13 protein-coding genes are annotated in these 19470 nt (G+C 55.5%); 8 read left to right on the top strand and 5 right to left on the bottom strand.

The genetic code is table 11. From position 1 onward, the window contains the following. Positions 1–129: 129 nt before the first annotated feature. The 3 genes from QN315_RS09495 to QN315_RS09485 form a co-directional block, all read right to left on the bottom strand. A complete protein-coding gene (locus tag QN315_RS09495; protein ID WP_323993234.1) occupies positions 130–1605 on the bottom strand; it encodes a cytosine permease in 1476 nt (491 codons plus the stop codon). 13 nt (positions 1606–1618) lie between these two features. Then, positions 1619–1849 (bottom strand): hypothetical protein, encoded by a 231-nt coding sequence (locus QN315_RS09490; protein ID WP_323993233.1) that lies wholly within the window; start codon positions 1847–1849, stop codon positions 1619–1621. A gap of 183 nt (positions 1850–2032) precedes the next feature. Then, a complete protein-coding gene (locus QN315_RS09485) occupies positions 2033–3196 on the bottom strand; it encodes an NAD(P)-dependent oxidoreductase (RefSeq protein WP_408904613.1) in 1164 nt (387 codons plus the stop codon). Positions 3197–3319: 123 nt separating this feature from the next. Here QN315_RS09485 and QN315_RS09480 point away from each other — a divergent pair, with 123 nt between their 5' ends. From QN315_RS09480 to QN315_RS09470, 3 genes are all read left to right on the top strand, one after another. Next, positions 3320–4309: an aminotransferase class IV gene (locus QN315_RS09480; protein WP_323993231.1), complete on the top strand. Its 990-nt coding sequence runs from the start codon at positions 3320–3322 to the stop codon at positions 4307–4309. An 86-nt stretch (positions 4310–4395) separates the two neighbouring features. After that, a complete protein-coding gene (locus tag QN315_RS09475; RefSeq protein WP_323993230.1) occupies positions 4396–5277 on the top strand; it encodes a phytanoyl-CoA dioxygenase family protein in 882 nt (293 codons plus the stop codon). Positions 5278–5375: 98 nt separating this feature from the next. Further along, a complete protein-coding gene (locus QN315_RS09470) occupies positions 5376–6266 on the top strand; it encodes an NAD(P)-binding domain-containing protein (RefSeq protein ID WP_323993229.1) in 891 nt (296 codons plus the stop codon). 126 nt (positions 6267–6392) lie between these two features. Here the strand turns inward: QN315_RS09470 and QN315_RS09465 are convergent, their stop codons facing one another. Further along, positions 6393–8579, bottom strand: coding sequence for a glycoside hydrolase family 3 C-terminal domain-containing protein (locus tag QN315_RS09465; protein WP_323993228.1), 2187 nt, complete (start codon positions 8577–8579; stop codon positions 6393–6395). Between the two features lie 564 nt (positions 8580–9143). Here QN315_RS09465 and QN315_RS09460 point away from each other — a divergent pair. Then, entirely contained in the window at positions 9144–10301 is a 1158-nt protein-coding gene (locus QN315_RS09460) for an AraC family transcriptional regulator ligand-binding domain-containing protein (protein ID WP_323993227.1), read from the top strand. A 76-nt stretch (positions 10302–10377) separates the two neighbouring features. Here QN315_RS09460 and QN315_RS09455 read toward each other — a convergent pair whose 3' ends face one another. Then, a complete protein-coding gene (locus tag QN315_RS09455) occupies positions 10378–11019 on the bottom strand; it encodes a TetR family transcriptional regulator C-terminal domain-containing protein (RefSeq protein ID WP_323993226.1) in 642 nt (213 codons plus the stop codon). A gap of 635 nt (positions 11020–11654) precedes the next feature. On the opposite strand from QN315_RS09455, the gene QN315_RS09450 reads away from it, so the two are divergent. The 4 genes from QN315_RS09450 (at position 11655) to QN315_RS09435 (ending at position 19415) form a co-directional block, all read left to right on the top strand. Continuing rightward, the gene (locus QN315_RS09450; protein WP_323993225.1) at positions 11655–14060 is read left to right on the top strand and encodes a TonB-dependent receptor domain-containing protein; all 2406 of its coding nucleotides are present in this window, start codon (positions 11655–11657) and stop codon (positions 14058–14060) included. A 374-nt stretch (positions 14061–14434) separates the two neighbouring features. After that, entirely contained in the window at positions 14435–17020 is a 2586-nt protein-coding gene (locus QN315_RS09445) for a TIM-barrel domain-containing protein (protein WP_323993224.1), read from the top strand. Positions 17021–17151: 131 nt separating this feature from the next. Continuing rightward, a complete protein-coding gene (locus tag QN315_RS09440) occupies positions 17152–18417 on the top strand; it encodes a D-amino acid dehydrogenase (protein WP_323993223.1) in 1266 nt (421 codons plus the stop codon). A gap of 95 nt (positions 18418–18512) precedes the next feature. After that, on the top strand, positions 18513–19415 hold the full coding sequence (locus QN315_RS09435; RefSeq protein WP_323993222.1) for a phytanoyl-CoA dioxygenase family protein: 903 nt from the start codon (positions 18513–18515) through the stop codon (positions 19413–19415). Positions 19416–19470: the final 55 nt, after the last annotated feature.

The following is a 19470-nucleotide window of genomic DNA, read 5'->3' as shown; positions in this document are numbered from 1 at the left end:
GATGGGACAAGATCCCGATCCGGGCATAGGTGAAGGGTCGAACCTCGGCTCACTCCACGGCCCACTACTGTTAAGCGTACACAGTATGTTTCCATGGAGCGTGCGGAAAAATTCGGCCCCGCAGGCGTACTACAGGCCAACTCTTATGGGTTTTCCCTCGATCGCACTCAATTTCTGGTAGCTGCCTTGTGAGGAAAAATTCCGAACCAGAAGCATCAATCCAGAGTAAATTAAAGTGCATGCGACAAAACTTGGCAGACCTGCCGCGATATAGCGAAAGCTCCTGTTCGCCACCATCGTCAATGGGTCGAAAAGGGAAAGGTAGATTACGACTCCTAGAGCCACGACACTAACCGCGACCCAGTTGACGCCGCCCCAAAACCAGTATGCGCTATCCCTTGTCTTTACGAATAGATGCTCGGGAATTACCTTTTGCCGCCGTAGGAAAAAATAATCGGCGAACATCACGGCTGCCATGCTCATAAGCATAGCTCCGTTGTATCCCAACCAATTCATAACATGATTGAGTAGCCAGGAGGTATTGAACGCGACAGGAATTCCCGGAATGAGCAATAACATTACGATCATATCCCATCGAAGCCTGCTTAAGGCTCGAATCTGCTGAATTGATACTCCAGCAAGGTAGAAAAAGCTAACCAAAGTTCCGAGATTAGCGATAAGAAGGACAACCACGATAATCGACCCGAAGCCGTTTCCGGCTGCTCTTACGATCCATTCCGCGGGTTCGGTTGAACCAGTAGCTATGGCCGCCAATGCACCGACCGATGTGATGAAGCCTGCCCCCACCAACCCTGCGCCAAGCAGACACGGAGTGATGACATGCTTACGTTTTTGAATGAGTCGCGCTATACCGCCAAAAAACGGTACGCTCGTAAACGCATTGGATACTCCGAATTCCACGCCATAAGCCAACTGCAACAACGGATCATTGGTGTATGCAGCATGTGGACTGATATTGGTGTTTATTAACGCCCAGATTCCCGAATCTTTACTGATGAGGTAAAGGATAACACACGCAATTATCAGGATGCTTGGGGATGTAATCCGAGTGAGGGTCGTTATTGCCGCAGGTCCGCGTCTTAAGAAAATCCAGATCCAGATTAGCATCGAAATGGATACCAGGGATACCACGTTATTATCGAGATTCGCCGAGTGGGAACATTCGACCTGATAGAGACGGCCGGCTGCCTGGCCGGTCATAGCGATCAGCACGAATGCCCATCCAAGGGTCGTAATCAGGATCATGGCAAGCATCAATAGAGCGCCACGTGTGCCGAACGTGGACTTTGCCGCATCGACCGGATCAACTCCGTGTCGATAACTGATCATGCCGGAGGCGAGGTAGGTTGGAACCAAGCCGACGATCAATCCGATTAGGTAGCCGGCAATCGCAATTTTGGTGTTTCCAATGTAAGCAAGCGAGGCTCCGAAGAGATAATTGAAGCTCGCGGCACCCAAGGCGACCGCAGTCCAGAGCAGAGTGCTAAAATTGGTGTAGATTCGCGAAAAACCGGGCACCGGGAGCCGACCGGCGAGTGTCTCTCGGGAAATGACACTGGTAATATCTTCTTGCATTTCGGTCATTGGCGCACTTCTGTTATATAGAGAGGCTGATTATAGTCCAGATGACGATAGCGGCTGCGAACCATATGGCGGCTGTCCAGATGATTCCATCTGTCGGCAGGTTGCATTCGCTTGCCTGGTTTTCGCTCTGACTCATGGTAATGAGTGCCTGATGCAATTCGGCGTCGAGTTCCGTCGTCGATTCATCGATCAGAAAACCGTGGCCGCCATGTGAGCCAGTGCTTGACTTGTTATCCTCGTCCATCTCGTCGATTCCTACCGCAGTCCCTGTAAGTGACAGCCTATGGAGTAGCACTCGGCGTATCGGTCAGGCGGATCAAGCCTAATGTGCTCTGATGGCCGTCGGCTATCCCTCTTGGCATTGTATGTGCGGCGGCAGCGCCCGCCCGCGAAGTGCCGGATCGAAAAACATTCTCCCTTGCTACGCCTATTTTGGAGAAAAAAGTTCAAAAACTGCAGGCAGTTCCGCGTCTTTATGTCCGCGCGCTAAGGTCTCGTTCAAATAATCTGCAAACAGTTTCAGCATTCTATGTTCTATCCCATCCTGCTCTGCCCGTGAGAGGAGAGATTGCACCCCGATCGTGTGAACTTGGACCGAGGCTTCGTTTCCGGAATAATCACGCTTTTGGATCGCGTCCGCACTACGCTTGTAGGTTGCGGTAATCACCGGCATGAACGTCTGGAGCGCGTGTTCCAGTTGTCCGGCATCAATTCCCTCGGCCATGAGCATTGCGGAACTCTGCATGAAGCTCAGGGCGTTACCGTAGTACATTGTCAGGAGGCCGCCATCGAGGACGTTCGCTGCGGAGGACTGGGGACCGGCATAGGTAAGACGGCCGCCCAACACGCCGAGGCGCGTACTGTATTGGTCATACACCTCCTTGGCTCCCGATATAAGGAGCATGCATTCAGGTGAGCCGACCATCGTGGGATAGTCCATGATCGCCCCGTCCAGATAGGTGACGCCCGCGTCATGTGCCCACGCCGCGGCGTCTCGCGCCTCGGCGCCGGTCCCGGTCGTCAGTTGGACCACCGTTTTGCCTCGGAGCGTTGCACTGAGCATTTCGTCGCGAAGGAGACGATCGCTCGTCGCGTAGTCCGCCAGGCAGACGATGATCAGATCCGAGGACGATATCGCATCCTTGACGTCGGCCGCCAGTCGTGCGCCGGCGGCCACCAGCGGCTCTGCCTTCTGCGGCGAGCGATTCCAGACGGTGACATCCTCGCCGGCGCGTAGGAACGGCGGGACAAGGGCCGCGCCCATTTGACCAAGACCGACGACTGTGACCGCTGAACTCTTCATCCGATATTCCCATTCATGCGCGCGACGGCGCCCTGGACGCAACTCTAGAAGATCAAACAGTAGACGGAAGCCCTCGGAGTCCAGAAGGTGAATCCCGGCCAAATCGATGCAACTACGGAATCGATGCTGGCCGCAAAGGCGAGGCTTTTGGCCACTCCGCACCTGTCGATGGTGGCAAGGCCGTTCTATTTTCGGGCTTATAGTGTTCGGTAGGGGTGGCTCGATTTGAGCCCGCAAGCTGGTGATGCATAAGGCCGATATTTGTCGTTCCGTGCTTGCGCGCTGCATCTGTCCCCCGAACGTCATTCGAAATGTAACGGGCTGGGCAGCCCGACGGAAAATGCGACCTGACCCGCGTCGTCACTGCGCGGATCGTGCCACACCCGTCACCTTGGAGCATGGAGCGACCAGATGAGCATCATTCAGGCAGAACACGTTATGCTGACCGAACCAGATCATGTTCGCGTCGCGTTCGATCCTCAATACGATCATGGATCGGCGTTTGCGAACGGTGTCTATAGTTCGATCGACACGGCTACGGTGCCCCTGGCAGATTTGGGTTTCATGCAGGCCGATGCGGCCTATGACGTCGTGAGTGTCAGCAAGGGATATTTTTTCCGTCTGGAGGATCATCTCGAACGGTTCGAGACGGCCTGCTCCAAATTTCTTCTTCGGAATCCGTATACGAAGGAGGAAACGGCCAATATCCTGACAAACCTGGTTAAACTTGCGGGGACAAAAGAGGCATACGTTTGGTGGGGCGTGACCCGTGGGTATTCGCCCGACCCCGCCGGGCGCACCAATCCGGACGCCTATGAGAATCGCTTCTACGCCTTTGCCATCCCCTATTTGTTCATTGCAAATGACGTCCAGCGTACGCGGGGCGTCGAGATTATGGTGAGTAAGAAGTTCATCCGCATTCCGCCCCACGCGGTGGACCCGACCGCGAAGAACTTCCACTGGATGGATTTGAAGCTCGCGCTGTTCGAAGCAGGCAGCGCGAAGTGCGACTGGTCGGTCTTGTGCAATGCGGAGGGGTATCTGGCGGAGGCCCCGGGCTCGAACATCTTTGTCATCAAGGATGGCGTGCTGTATACGCCGGACACTGGTTGTCTCGAGGGTATTACGCGCAAGACCACGTTCGATCTCGCCCATGAGATCGGCTTGCCCGTGCGCGTCGAACCGGTTCATGTCGAGCAGTTATACAATGCTGACGAAGCCTTTCTGACGTCGACTGCCGGCGGCATCATGCCCATCAACGGCGTTGACGGCAAGGTTTTGGGGGGTGTGTCCGGCCCGGGGAAGATCGCAACAAAACTGCACGATCTCTATTGGACCAAACGGTGGAATGGGTGGCTCGGAGCGCCGGTCGATTACTCGGTGCCGGCCGACATCGGTTAAACGAGAATGAATCGGGCAGGGATATTCAGAACGTAATAACGCTGCCCGAGTTTCGACGAGTGCCAGCCAGATGAGGGTTTTCAACAATGACCAATGAACCGAAAAACGTCTTCAAGACAATAACGCTTGATACACCCAAGGACGAGGTGCTGCGGATTCTTGCGGAAGACGCTGGCGTGATTGTCAAGGGACTTCTCACACCGGATCAGGTGGCAAGGTTCAATACGGAAATCGATCCTGAGCTCGAAAAAATTCTTGCCGGTTCACAAAAGGATAATGCCGGTGTTCAAGAGTTCCATGGCGCGCAGACCAAGCGTCTCACTAATCTCGTGACGCACAGCAAGACATTCCGTACGGAAATCATTGATCACGATAAGGTCCATGAGTTGGCCCACGCGATTCTGAGTCCGACCTGCGAAACATACTGGATGGGCACTGCTCAAGTCATCGAGATCGGCCCTGGAAACAAAGCTCAGACGCTGCATCGGGATTTCGAGAACTATATGGCGTTCAAGCCATTCGGAAAGCTGGCCCCCGATGTCATTTGCAACTTTCTGATCGCCCTGACTCCGTTCACCGAAGAGAATGGCGCGACGCGGGTCATTCCCGGCAGTCAGAACTGGGACGATTACGAGGACAGAGGTTCTCAGGACATGACGGTCCCTGCGCTTCTGGAGCCCGGAGATGCGCTCTTCTTTACGGGGAAGATCGTTCATGGCGGCGGCGCCAACATCACGAAGGATTCCAAGCGGCGAGCCGTCGCCTTTACCTTCAATCCTGGCTGGCTGGTTCCCGAGGAGGCCTATCCGTTCGTCGTGAGTATGGACCTTGCCCGTACCTTGTCGCCGCGCGTGCAGCAATGTCTTGGCTTTCGGTCTTTCCGCGCAGATATGTTTGGACTTCCTGGATTGTGGCAAGTCAATTATGAAGAGATTGCGGATTATATCGGATTAGACAAAAAATCCTAACCATTCGGAAAACAGAACGGGGGTGGTGCCGATACTAATTCTACACTTATTGTGAGCGCAGGGTACGAGATCGCGCGATCCCCCGTGAGGATACCAAGATGCCAGGGCCCATTGATTCAGCGTCTGTTACTATCTTAGGTCTGGGCTCCATGGGCGGTGCGCTGGCGAAGGCATTGCTGCGCGGTGGCGTAAAGCTCACCGTTTGGAACCGTACGCCGGCACGGGCGCACGCATTGGCGCATGACGGTGCTGTGGTCGCGTCGTCGGTGTTCGAGGCGGTTCAGCTGTCCGACCTCACGATCATCTGCATGATTGATAAAGCTGCCAGTGAGGCCGCTCTCTTGGGGGCGGACATACCTGGTTTGAGCGGTAGGACGATCGTGGACCTATCTACTGGGGACGCAGAAGTCGCCTTGCGGATTGCGTCTTATGTAGAAGGCCGTCACGGATTCTATCTGAATGGCGGGATCATGTGCTATCCGAAGGATATCGGGAAGCCCAAGACTGTTATTCTCTATGCGGGGAAGCGGGATGCGTTCATAGCCCACGAAAATACGTTGTCTATCCTGGCGGGCAGTCAGAAATATCTCGGAGAAAATCCCAGAACCGCCGTCCTCGCCTACCTTGCCCTATACGCATTTTATTTTGGCGCACTTGCTTCGTATTTCGAAGGTGCAGCTCTGGCGCGCGCAGGCAACGTCGATCCCGGCCAATTCAAAGATCTTTCAGCCATCATGGTGGATATGCTCACCGATGGCATCGCGACTGCGACCGATCGGATCGTCCGGAGTGACTATTTCGGAGATCAGGCGTCGGTAGACGTTCACGTCTCGGGACAGGAGATTGTCCGTGACGCATGTGCTACCCACGGCACGCCGCATGCGGCCACAGACGCGTTTCTTTCCTATTGCAAATTAGCACAGGACGCGGGCGACGGTGAGAAAGACATCGCAAGCATCTTTTTACCGATGACACCTGGGGGAAGGTGAAGGCCACTCTTCGTGGCCTTCCGGGGATCTCTCAGCCGATAGGGCGGTTTGCAGCGCCTGGGACAGGAATCGTTACGGGCGGGTTGGTGGCCCGCTGGAGGTATGATCGAGACGTGAGGTTTGTGCTCACGGTTGTATGCTCCAGCCATGAACGACGTTTGTTGTCGCTAATGAAGCGTCTGAAGCGGATGACGCAAGCCAAAAACGAAACTTGCCGGTCGGTACATTCCATCGGCCTTGTCCTGCGTCGAAATGCGCCAGAATGCGCGGTTCGAGGTTCAGGGTGATATTTCGTTCCTCACCGGAAGCAAGCGCGATCCTGGCCCATCCGGCCAGGCGCCGTCCAGCGTGATCCGGCAGTCCGATATAAATCTGAGGAACATCAACACCCGCGCGCGGCCCGGTATTTTTTACGGTAAAAGAGGCTGTCACGTTATTTTCGCGTACGGCGATCTTTAGATTCTCATGCTGGAAGGACGTGTAAGTCAGGCCGTAACCAAACGGAAAGAGTGGTTGTTCATGGTGGGCATCGAACCAGCGATATCCGACATCGCTTCCTTCGTCATAAGGAAGCTCCTGATCGGTCAGGAACATTTTCTCGAAAGGATCGGTCACGGCAACGCCGGCGATTTCCGGGTGAGGAAGTTGGCTGGCACTGCGGGGAAAGGTCATCGGCAGATGTCCGGATGGGGACACGGAACCGTATAGCAGTCGAGCGATGGCTGGGCCGCCGCCAGAACCAGGGTACCACGCTTCCACGACCCCCTGCACCATCGGGAGCCACGGCATGAGCACGGGGTTACCGGTCTCGAGCACCACGATCGTGTGTGGGTTCACCTTGGCGACCGCGGCAATCAGCTCGTTCTGATGATCGGGCAAGCTGAGATCCGGTACATCCGCGCCTTCAAAACAGAATTGGGTCGCAAATACGATCGCCACATCCGCGTGACGCGCCAATTCGGTGGCTCGGGCGATATCTGTTCCCGAAGCGTAGTCGATATGCCCCCCCGGGGCCTCGGCGTGCATCGCGTCAAGGGGCGAGCTCGGGAAATAGATCGGATCACCGGGCCATTCGGTCTTTCCCGAACCTTTGACCGGATTACCGCCGATGGGCTCCACCTGGCTTGAGCCGCCGCCGGAAATGACGCCGACATCCGCATGGCCGCCAATCACGGCCACATGGGCCGTCCGCCGAAGAGGTAGAATGCTGTCTTGATTACGCAGTAGTACTGCGCCCTCCTCCTCGTCATGCTGAGCGACCAGCGTGTCGGCCGCTACGTCGATCGGCTGAATGACCGGTGCATGATGCGCCAGGCCCACGGCGTAGATCGAGCGGAGGATACGATGGACCATGTCATCCAGGCGTGCCCGCGGTACTTTCCCGGTATGGACGTCCGCCGCCAGATTCGAACCGAAGAAGGGCCGCGCGTCTATCTTGTCCCCTCCCGATTCCTGATCCAGCCCCGCGAGCGCCGCTTTGGCCGCGGAATGCGTTCCTCCCCAATCCGACATGACGAAACCGGGATAGTGCCAGTCCTGCTTCAGCGTCTTTGTCAGCAGGTATGGGTTCTCACAGGCGTACAGTTCATTGAGGCGGTTATAGGAACACATGACCGCGCCGGGATGCCCGATCTCGATCCCGATCTCGAACCCCAGCAGGTCGCTTTCCCGAAGTGCGGCCGAGTCGATATTGGCACTCATGGTCATGCGCGACGTCTCAAGATCATTCATCGCAAAATGCTTGATTGGCGACAGAACGTGCTGAGACTGGATGCCCGCGATCGTATGGCCGACGATATGCCCGGTCAGCAGAGGGTCCTCTCCGGCATATTCGAAATTCCGGCCACCACGAGGATCACGGGTCAGGTCCGCGCCGCCGGCCAGCAGGATGTTGAACCCCTCGCGCCAGGCCTCCTGGCCGATCATGGCCCCCGCCTGTGTGGCGGTCTGCTCATCCCAGGAACTGGCGGTGGCGAGTCCTGACGGCAACGAGACTGAGGCGCCGTTCGCGCGGATATTATCCGGGTCCGCGACGCCCAAGCCGGCGTCGGAGATCTGCAAGGTGGGCAGGCCAAGATTGGGCGGAGGGATCAAAAACGCCGCACCGCCGCGCGAACCTGGCGGGGCAGGGGTCCCAATGGGAAAGTCGCCACCCATCTTACTCATAACCAGGGAGAGCTTCTGCTCGACTGTCATACTCGAAATGGCGGCATCAGCCTGACCGTCGGGCGGCGAAACAGGTGCGGCAAATCCAGAAAGAGGCGTAGCAACAGTTGTGGAGGCGAGCAGGAGAAAGCAGGCGGACTTTCGCATATCTTTTTTTAATCTCCGTGAAATGATCCTAACCACTTTTTAAAAACCAGGATCAGGATTAAGACGCCATACGTGAAAAGGGACTAGTCCACTCTTTCGGCGACCCTCTGGCTGTCATCGGGGCATCGACAAATGGGACGTGGCGCGAGCGATGCTGCGCTGTGGGATGTTTTCATATCAGTCTCGATAGCCGAGCCATGCTAATGGTCGGACGGATGCGCGGACAGGTTTGAACTGGCCAGACTCCGTTCAAGTGCTTCCGTTTTCTCTTCGCAGCACGAGATACTGACGCCTGTGTCAGGTGCGCCGGCAAACGTTGACTCACGCGGATAAATCGGGTGCGACAAATCTTCAGCCGAGCCCGAAGTAGAATTTGTTGGCAACGGAGAGGTTAAATATCACGCAATTGACCATGCAATAGGCAATATATTGAGCAAAGAGGTCCCCATATGTAGTTGGTGCCTATAAGAGGTGCGAAAAAACTTGATTCCTCCCGCGGTGTATCTCCATAGTAGGTCAACCGACCTAGTTGGGGGCGAGCTTGAGGGGCGAGTGCGAGAACTCATGAGATCGAACAAGGGATCATTTGCGACCTTCGGGTTCAGTTCTGCCGCGCCTCCCTTTCCGTCAGGGGAGGCATGGTGTTTTGCCACCATTCTGCGGGAGCGGGGGATCGACCCGGCATTCCCGATGCAGGCTATCGGAATTCCGGAAACATCTCGCCTCGATAGCGCATGCTACCTAACCCTTGATCAGGTCATTTCAATGCATCGGCTGGCGCGCAGGTATATCGGGTGCGCCGAACTTGAGCTCGCGGTGGCCGAGCGGCAGCACATCAATGCCTATGGCAATGCCGGCCTCGCGGTCATGAGCAGCGCCACGCTCCGCGTCGTATTCGATATCTGGCGGGAATATCGTTCCTTATTCGGCTTCAAGACTGAACTCGAGATAAGGCGGAAGTCTCTTCCGTCGGTAGAAATCCACGTCAATGATATGTTCGAGTTGCCGCCTGACGTGAGGGTAGCCGCCCGCCTCCTCGATGTCGCGAAGATATTGGTGATGCTCAGGGATATTCTGGGAAGAGGATTCGCTGTCGAGCATATTTCATTGCACGGAGCGACTCATGATGACCTCCAAAGGCTGTCGCAGTTCGCCAATTGCCCGGTGACTGAGGGCAGGGCGACGTCGATTACCATACCGGCGTCCATATGTGATCGTACTCTTCTTCACGCGCACGAGGTGACCTTTCTCAGAAGCGTGCAGCAGTGCCAGCTGGAGATCGAGTTATTCAGACGCCATCCTGCCCTTGTTACTGAGATTCGCAATCGACTTGACAATCTAACTGATGGAGTACCATCTTTCTCGGCGCTCGCACGCGACATTGGCATGTCGGAAAGAACTCTGCGTCGACGGCTGCTCGATCTGGGCACATCATATACAGCTATATTGGACGAAGTGCGCTTCGAGAAGGCCCGCCTCCTGCTTCTGCAGTCAGGGGTGACGACAGATATGATCGCCAGGAAGTTGGGCTACACAGAGACCTCGAACTTCCGGCACGCATTTCGACGTTGGGCCGGACACTCGCCGCAGTCATTTAGGGAGGGGCAGCGCAACATGTTGTGTTTCCAGGAGTCGCAGAGAACCTCCTTTTCCCAGCATGGGAGCCTTTCCTTCCGAAGCCATGCCGAGGCATCGCATGCGCCGATGTTCGTCGCAGGCTAGAAACTGTGATCCGATCTTCGCCCGGAAGAGTCAAATAACGAATATTGTTCCGTGCTCGAATATAAACATTCTCTGGTCATCGGCCGATAATGGTGTCCAGCCACTGAGCTTTCAAAGCCTGCAGGACGACGTCCGAGTTGACCTGATCCAAACCTGCGCGATTATAAAAGAACAATAGGCCTTCAATTTGTGAGGCGATCAGGGTCGCGAAAACGTTTGCCTGAGCAGTGCTTAGCTTCGGATTCACTTCGGTGATAAGTTGGGTCAACGTCACGCAGAATGCCTGATACACATCTTTCAGGCTGTCTCGAACGGCTTTGTCGTGATCCGCGAGAGCCCACGCCTGGAACGAAAATGAAGCTATCCAAGGATCGAGAGTCGCGGCCAGGTCCTCTTCAATGACAGCCATTAGTCTGTCGCGGGCCGACAGGTCCTGTTTGGCGGCAACATCACGAAATCGTGTATTGAAGCTACCGATCTTCATGCGAACCATCAGGAGGAGCAGGTTCTCGGTAGTGCCGCAATAATGTTGCAGGTTACTCAAGGTAATATTGAGCTCGCTGGCCACCCGTCTGGCCGAAAATTGGGCGTACCCGTCTCTGACAAAGATTTCGGCTGCGGTCTCCACGATATCCGCTATGCGTTGGTCGCGAGTCTTCTTCCGCCCCGATTTGGACTTTTCGCGTATCTCGTCTGTCGGCTTGTCCTTGGCGAGCATGCTGCCTCTGAAGTCGTTGTTAGACATTGATCTTCTTAACATGCCCCTAGTAGTCCGCAGTATGCAAGCCCCATGGGCTGATCCAGTGTTGCTGCGTTAGAACAAAGATTATGGCACCGAGGTCAATTCGGGCCTGCCATTCAGAGTCTGTTCATCGGTCCGATGGCGCTGGTTATATCGTATGGAAATTTCAAGTTATTTGAGGAGATATAGATAATATCGAACATCTAGCCCTGGTCGCTCGTGCGTGAAATGGTTTCGGTTTAGCGACGAGATGGCCAGAGTTTGGCCGCTTAGAACCTCCTTCGGAATGTGTAAGACGACTACAGTCAATGGCGAACGGCTAAGCTCATCGACTGTCGTGCTGTTTGTGGAAGCTCACTATGGAGGGGGTAGCCAACGTTCGCCTGCCGGAAGATCTGTAGAACACGCCGCTGCCTGGTGCCGTGTAGCTTGTCAATCGGTCGGTGAGAATCTTGGGTATTGCAGTTGATAGATGAGAAGCAGCCAACCTGTGAAGTGGGGTTGTCCTTGTATCTGAAATACCTGCGATTCTATGACGGCGTTGTTTTTGGAAACGTATAGATGCGTCTTAATAACTGTAATCATTCAGCTTTATCGTAAGGAATCTAGGCGTGCGCACCGTATCTTCGTTGCAACGATCATTGGCCTCTACTATTTTGGTGTCTGGGCTTGTATTGACGGCTTCGGCTGGTGCGGCGACGATGCCGCAGGTTGATGCACATGGTACAAAATCGAGAAAGTTGACGACATTTCCCAGCGGGAAGCTCGCTGGATCGCGTCCGGTAAGTGGGGCGTCGACCGCTTCCGTGCATGGCGCGGGCGCCCCCCGTCAACTTGCGAAAGCGAGCGAAGAGGTGAGCGTCAGTGCTCACCAGGCGCGATCGCGGGAGGCTCAAGATGTCGTAACAACTGCCGCGATCCTGCAGAGCGCGAGCGGAACGAGCGTACTGAAAGCCCTTGCGGCAGTTCCGGGAGTAAACTTCCAATCGAGCGATCCCTTTGGGCAGGATAGCTGGGCGTCAAGCACCTATTTGCGCGGGTTCGCTTCTGGTTATATCGGCGCGACCCTGGACGGTATGCCGCTTCTCCAAAATCCGGGGAGTATACAGTTCAACGCTGCGATTATACCCGACAACGTTGGCAGCGTAAGCGTGACACAGGGATCCGGAGCGGAGAGCGTTGCATCCACGACCGATCTGGGGGGGGCATTTCAGATTACCTCTTCGGATCCGACAGATAGGCGAGGCGGGAACGTCTCGCAGATGTTCGGGAGTAACAATTCATTCAGGACCTTCGTGCGTCTGGATAGTGGCAGCTTGAACCACACTGGAACGAAGTTCTATGTGTCGTACGCCAGAATTGATACGGATCTTTGGAAGGGAGCCGGAAATCAGTTCGGGCAGCAAGTCAATGCGAAGCTCGTTCAACCGGTGGGCGAAGCAAGCAAGATCAGCGCCTTTTTTGGCTGGGACCAGACTGTCCAACATACGTACCAAGACATGAGCTTTGAGACGCTCCATAAACTTGGATACAATCTCTCATATTACTACCCAAATTATGCGCTTGCTTACAATATTGCGGAAGGGAATTACCCTAGTTCCTACGCAGATCTGTCGTCTCCGGAAACTGCCGCCTATTACGATGCTGTGCAAAGCTATGCGACTATGATGGGTGGGGTGAAGGGCGATTTTGTACTGTCTGATCGGCTGAAATTGAATACCACGTTCTATGGTAAGGGTATCGACTACGATAGCGTCTACAACAATCCCTTCAACCCGTCGCCGAATGGGGCCCCTCTCTCTGAATCGAGTCAGCCGTCGACCGAAGAGGTGGCATATGGTTTTACTTCCAATTTAATATATAATATCGCGCACAACTCAATTCAGACCGGTGTCTGGTATGAGAACGACCAGGAACGCGCCGGTTCCTATATTTGGCAAGAGCCTGTTTTGGGGCAGGGGCAACCCATAGATGCGAGCAATGGCAAGCCTGATTTCCCGCCCTTCGCCACACCTTATGTCTATCACTTCAATACGAATACGTTCCAGTATCATTTTCAGGATGACTACCGGCCTATAAAGTCTCTCGATATACATTTCGGGTTTAAATCGCTGCTGCAGACGACCAACGAGCATGCGGTACAAAATGATCCTGCGTATACCGGGACGACAGAGTTGCCCCACGGTTCTTTGACCACGTCTTCTGCGTTTCTCCCCCACGTCGGCATTGATTGGCACCCTCTGACTGGGCATGAATTCTACTTTGACGCGAGCAACAATAAGCAGACCTTCGGGTACTCCGGCTTTCAGTTGGGCAGTCCATGGGGTGTGAGCGACCAGGCGGTATTCAAGGAGCTTCAGAAAACGATAAAGCCAGAGAGCAACTGGTCGTATGTTCTGGGGTATAGGTTCGACTCCCGGTATGTGTCTGCAAATCTAGACCTTTATCGAGTAAATTTTTTCAATAGATTGGCAGGAATAAGCACCGGTACGGTGGTTAACCCACAGAGTACGTTGACAAATGCTGGCGGGGTAACAAACAATGGAGTAGACGCAAGCTTGACGATTCGACCGATCAGCGGATTATCAATTACAAATTCCGTCAGCTATAATGACTCGCGGTATGACCAGAATTTCGTCAATTCGGGCATAGTATATCCTGTCAAGGGAAAGCACGTCGTCGGTTATCCACCAATGATGTACCACGGGAATATTGTTTACCAGTTCGGCAATGCAGACGTTCATATGGACGCGAACTACTACGGAAGCCGCCCATTCAGTTATTTAAATGATGTATCGATTCCGCCATATTGGCTCGTGAATGCGGGTATAAGCTACCGTGTGCCGCACACAAAATGGGTACGTGGCTTAAAATTCCAGTTTAACGTCTATAATCTTACAAATAATAGATACATTGGTCAGGCGGGAGAAGCTGGTTTCCCGATGAGCGGAGACCTTACCTCCTTTATGGTCGGCGCTCCGCGGCAGTTTTTTGGTACAGTCAGCGCGGAGTTTTAGTAGCCTCGCCGTTGTGCTGGAGGTTTGAGACCAGAAGAAGCGGCGCAGGCGTCCTCCTCTTGCGGGAGATGCCATCCGATCAGATATGAGTATCTGATCGGATCCGCGCTGGTTTTTCTCTTCGGCAGCGCTCTTATCTCCGAGTGCGGCGGGATGCGAGGGCGTCCATGCCCAGCCCGATGGAATGCAACGGAATTACAGAATTTCTCGAGATGTCTCGGGTTGAGCGCTACGTCATGACTGAGATCGTGGCAATAGACGGGCGCCTCACGCTTGCAGACAAGTTGACGCGGAAGAAACTTCTTTCGAAGCCTTCTACTAAGCGAACCTATTGCCCGTTTTTTCAGATGGCAGGAAATTAAGGTGAGTTTTTTATGACGCGTATTTCGTTGCGCCTTGAGTTGTTCAGTGTGCTCCTCATGACGAGTATACTCCCCGTGTCGGTGGCGACAACGGTGCCGGCCCAGGCGAGTGCAAGTCCAGCGTTTGCCTCGGATGGAAGCCCCGCTTCGGATGTGGCGGGATTTCGTGCCCTTCCAAACGGCGTCGAGTGGTCGAGGGGGAAGGACATTTTGCGCGTTACGGCGCTAAGCGATGACATCGTACGCGTTTGTATCGGGCGCAATGGGAGCCTGCCGGAGGACGCGTCGTGGGCGGTGCTGGCCGGCGCTCGAGAGGCATCAGTGTCGGTGCGCGGCGTCACGTCGTCCAACAACTTCGGCTTCGCTACGAAATTACTGACCGTTACCTTGTCGCGTGCTACCGGGGGCGTCACGATCGCCGACAGCGAAGGCCGCGTGCTGTTCGCGGACCGAAGTGGCCCCTTCGCCGCCGTACCGGACGGCAACGGATTCGAGATGACCAAGGCAATCCCGGGTGACGCGCATTACTTCGGACTGGGTGACAAATTCGGCCCGCTGGACCGGTTGGGCCACAGCTATGCGATGTGGAACACGGACAGCTACGCCTACAGCGAAGGACAGGATCCGCTCTACAAGGACATCCCCTTCTTCATCGGCTTCACGAAGGGCACGTATTTCGGGATGTTCCTCGACAATACGTGGCGGACGGTCTTCGATTTCGGGCATGACGATCCGGCGGCGCTGAGGATCCGCGCGGCGAATGGCCCGATCGATTATTACGTTATGGCCGGCCCGACCGCGAAAGATGTCGAGACGCAATACGCCCGGCTGACCGGGACGCCGGCCATGCAGCAGCGCTGGATGCTGGGTTTCCAGCAATCGCGCTGGGGCTATCCGACAGAGAAGGTGCTGCGCGGCGTCGTCGACCATCTGCGCAAGGATCGTATTCCGTCGGATGCGGTGTGGATGGATATCGACTACCAGGAGAAATACCGCCCCTTTACGGTGGATTCGAAGACGTTCCCGACGTTCTCGAAGATGGTGTCGGATTTCACCGCGCAGCACATGCACACGGTGGCGATTACCGACCTACACGTTGCCGATCTGCCGAATGCCGGCTACGCTCCTTATGACAGCGGCGTGGCGCAGGACCGCTTCGTCAAGGCGGCGGACGGCAAGACGTATGTCGCCCCTGTCTGGCCCGGGGCCGCCCTGTTCCCGGACTTCACCCAGGCGGCGACGCGCGCCTGGTGGGGAACATTATATAAGAAGTTCGTGCAGGACGGTATTTCCGGTTTCTGGAACGACATGGATGAACCGGCGATCTTCGAGACTGCGACGAAGACCATGCCGCTGGACAACAAGCATCGCATCGACGAACCCGGCTTCGCCTCTCGCGTGGCGACGCATGAGGAAATCCACAATATCTACGGCATGCAGAATCATCGCGCGACCTATGAGGGCGTGCTGGCACTGAAGCCCGACGAGCGGCCCTTCGTGATGACGCGGGCGTCCTATGCCGGGGGCCAGCGCTATGGCGTGACCTGGAGCGGGGACAATGTCTCGACCTGGAACCATCTGGCGCTGACGGTGCCGATGCTGGAAAGCCTCGGCATGGGCGGGTTCACCTTCGCGGGCGCCGATATCGGCGGGTTCGCGGGCGTGGCGTCACCGGAACTGCTGACCAAATGGTACGAAATCGCGATGTTCACGCCGATCGCGCGCTCGCACGCCGATCCGACGAGCCGCCCGCAGGAACCTTGGGCCGACGGCAAGCCAGCCGAGGACATCCGGCGCCGCTTCATCGAGGCGCGCTACCGCCTGCTGCCGTACAATTACACGCTGGCGGAGGAAGCCTCGCGGACCGGCGTGCCGATGATGCGCCCGCTGTTCATGGAGTTTCCCCATACGCTTATCGATAATGCGCCCATGGACCTGTCTGCAGACAGTGAGTTTATGTGGGGGCGATCCCTGCTGGTCGCGCCTGCGTCGACGCCGGAATCGCCAGCGGCGTATGACGTCACCTTGCCTCCGGGTGCGTGGTATGATTATTGGACCGGCAAAAAATTGTCGAATCTGAAGACGCTCACGCTCTGGGGGACGGCTGGCTCGATTATCAAGCCGAAAGATGATGGGGCAAACTCTCCGCATGTTCTTACGGTCAACCCGCGGCTGGATGAACTGCCGGTTTTCGTGCGGGCCGGAAGCATTATCCCACGGCAAAACCTCGTGCAGTCCACCGATGAAACCCCATCCGGGCCACTGGAACTGGACGTCTATCCGGGGCCGGACTGCGAGGGCACCGTCTATTCCGATGACGGTCATAGCATGGCGTTTCGGAAAGGTTCCTATAGCCGAGTGAATTTTACGTGCTCTTTAGGTGAGAACGGCGTCTTCTCACTCGCTATCGCCAAGCAGGAAGGAAGCATGGCGCCGTGGTGGAAAAGCATCGCGGTCACTATTCACGGCATCCAGGGACACCCCACGCACGCAATCTTCAACTCCCATGTTGAACCTGTTGCGACGAAGGCCCATTCAGATTCACTTCAGGTGACGCTCCCTTATGATGGGCAGGGTGGAACGCTGACCTTGCAATGAAGTTCTACAAGTTAACTAATGGGTTCCCGACCTGGAGGCGCACAACCGGGTTGGTTCTCCAGGAACATGCTATGCGACGTCGCTACGGTAAAATGATCGCCGTCATAAGTAGCTGTGAAAGATAACATATCGTGAAGATCATCGTCCTGGGTGCTGGTGTCGTTGGCGTGGCGAGCGCCTGGTATTTGGCGCAAGCCGGGCATGAGGTCACGGTGCTCGAGCGTCGGCCTGAGGCTGGACGCGAGACTAGCTATGCTAATGCGGGGCAAGTTTCGCCGGGATATTCTGCGCCGTGGGCAGGGCCAGGCGTTCCACTGAAAGCCATACGCTGGCTTCTCATGAAGCACCGTCCGTTCGTCTTGCGGCCAATTCCGGACCGGAAATTGTGGAAGTGGCTCTGGCAGATGTCCACGAACTGCAATTCGTCCGCTTACGATCGCAACAAGGGGAGGATGGTCCGGCTTGCAGAGTATAGCCGTGATGTCATGAGGGACCTGCGCGCAACCACCGACATGACCTACGACGATCGTCAACAGGGGACGCTTCAGGTCTTTCGTACGCAAAAGCAGCTCGACCATGCGGCTGATGACATGCGCATTCTCGATCAATACGGGGTGGCGTACGAACTTCTTGACGTTTCCGGATGCGTGGTCGCGGAGCCCGGTCTGGCCGGAGCAAAGGACAAGATTGTGGGCGGATTGCAGCTTCCGGGAGATGAGACTGGCGATGCGTTTCTTTTTACACAGCGCCTCGCCGCGATGGCGGCAAAATGCGGGGTTGAATTCCGGTACGACACGACAGTTCGGTCGCTGTCGCGTGAGATGGATCGTGTTTCTGTCGTTATGACCGATAAAGGTGATTTCCGTGCTGATGCCTATGTTCTTGCACTTGGGAGTTTCTCGCCTGCGATGGTCCAGGAGCTTCGGCTCGATCTTCCTATCTATCCCGTAAAGGGCTACTCCATTACGGCTCCGATTAGGGACGGCGCGCGCGCGCCGGTCTCGACCGTAATGGATGAGACCTTCAAGGTCGCGATTACTCGCCTTGGCGACCGTATTCGTGTCGGCGGGACAGCGGAACTCGCTGGCTTTAACATGAATCTGTCGACCGCACGACGAGCGACGCTGGAGCACTCGTTGACAGACCTCTTTGGCGGTGCCGGCGATACGGCCCGTGCCACTTTCTGGACTGGTCTGCGCCCAATGACGCCCGACGGAACGCCGATCATCGGTCCAACAAAATTCGGAAATCTGTTCATTAATACTGGCCACGGCACTCTTGGATGGACGATGGCCTGCGGCTCGGGCCGGATTGTAGCCGATCTCGTGTCTGGACGAACCCCTGAGATCGACTGCGCCGACTTGGCGCTGGCTCGTTATAAAAATATGGCCCACTAAAGCGGTATTTCTCAGCATTTAGAGATACAGCCCGCGCAAGCATACGGATATAATTACCGCTTTCCTTGTCCCCCTGTTATTTCTGGAGGTATACCATGACATCAACTCCTGCTCTTATCACGTTGCCTGCGGGCGCTTCCGTTAACGAAGTCGTCGAGATTATCGAGCGCGACGGCGGCGTCGTGTTGGAAAAATTTTTGGATGCTGCTGCGTTTTTGGAGTTAAAGACTGAGATCGATGCGGCCTTGGCCACTTCAGCATTCGGTGACACAGATGACTTTGTCGGAACCGACACTCTTCGAGCGAGCCGTCTATTTGCGCGTTGTAGGCGTATGGTTGATGTTGTGTTGCACCCTCTATACTTGGGGGCGGCGCGGAAAATCTTGCAAAAGCCAATTGAGGTTTGGTTTGGCGAGAAGCGGACCCCCATTATTCCTCTTGTTCAAATAGGAATGACTCAGGCCATTCAAATCTGTCCTGGACAGGGGCTGCAACCTCTGCATCGCGATGATACGAGTTTCCTGTGGCGTCATCCGCACTATGGTCGTGAAGCCCGGGTGCAGATCATGGTGGCAATGACAGACTTTACGGCCGCTAACGGTGCCACGCGTGTCATTCCAGGGAGCCACAAATGGGATGACGAGCGCTGCCCGCAACAAGCGGAGAGCATTCCGGCAGAGATGACCGCAGGCTCGGCGCTAATCTTTATCGGATCAACTTACCATGGGGGAGGTACTAATAATACCGATAGGCCACGCATCGGAGTGACGATGGCGATAGACCTCGGTACGGTCCGCCAAGAGGAAAACCAATATTTGTCGGTGCCTTACAAGACATTAAAGGAATTGCCAACTGAAGTTCAAAAGCTACTCGGTTGGGATGCTGGAGAGAATTTTATGGGATGGTATGAATCGGGGGGAAAGATGCATAATCCCTTCGACTATCTGGCCGCAGAAAACATTCCACAAGCGCTCGGGCTCGTCGAATCGAGCGACTGATACGTCAGTGTGAGATAGCTACCGGCGGTCCAGATTCGCATTGCGATATAGCTTG

It is taken from the genome of Nguyenibacter sp. L1 (assembly GCF_035199985.1).
GTDB lineage: Bacteria > Pseudomonadota > Alphaproteobacteria > Acetobacterales > Acetobacteraceae > Gluconacetobacter > Gluconacetobacter vanlangensis.
The sequence above is the reverse complement of the archived record's forward strand: the minus strand, read 5'-3'. Positions and strand labels throughout refer to the sequence as shown.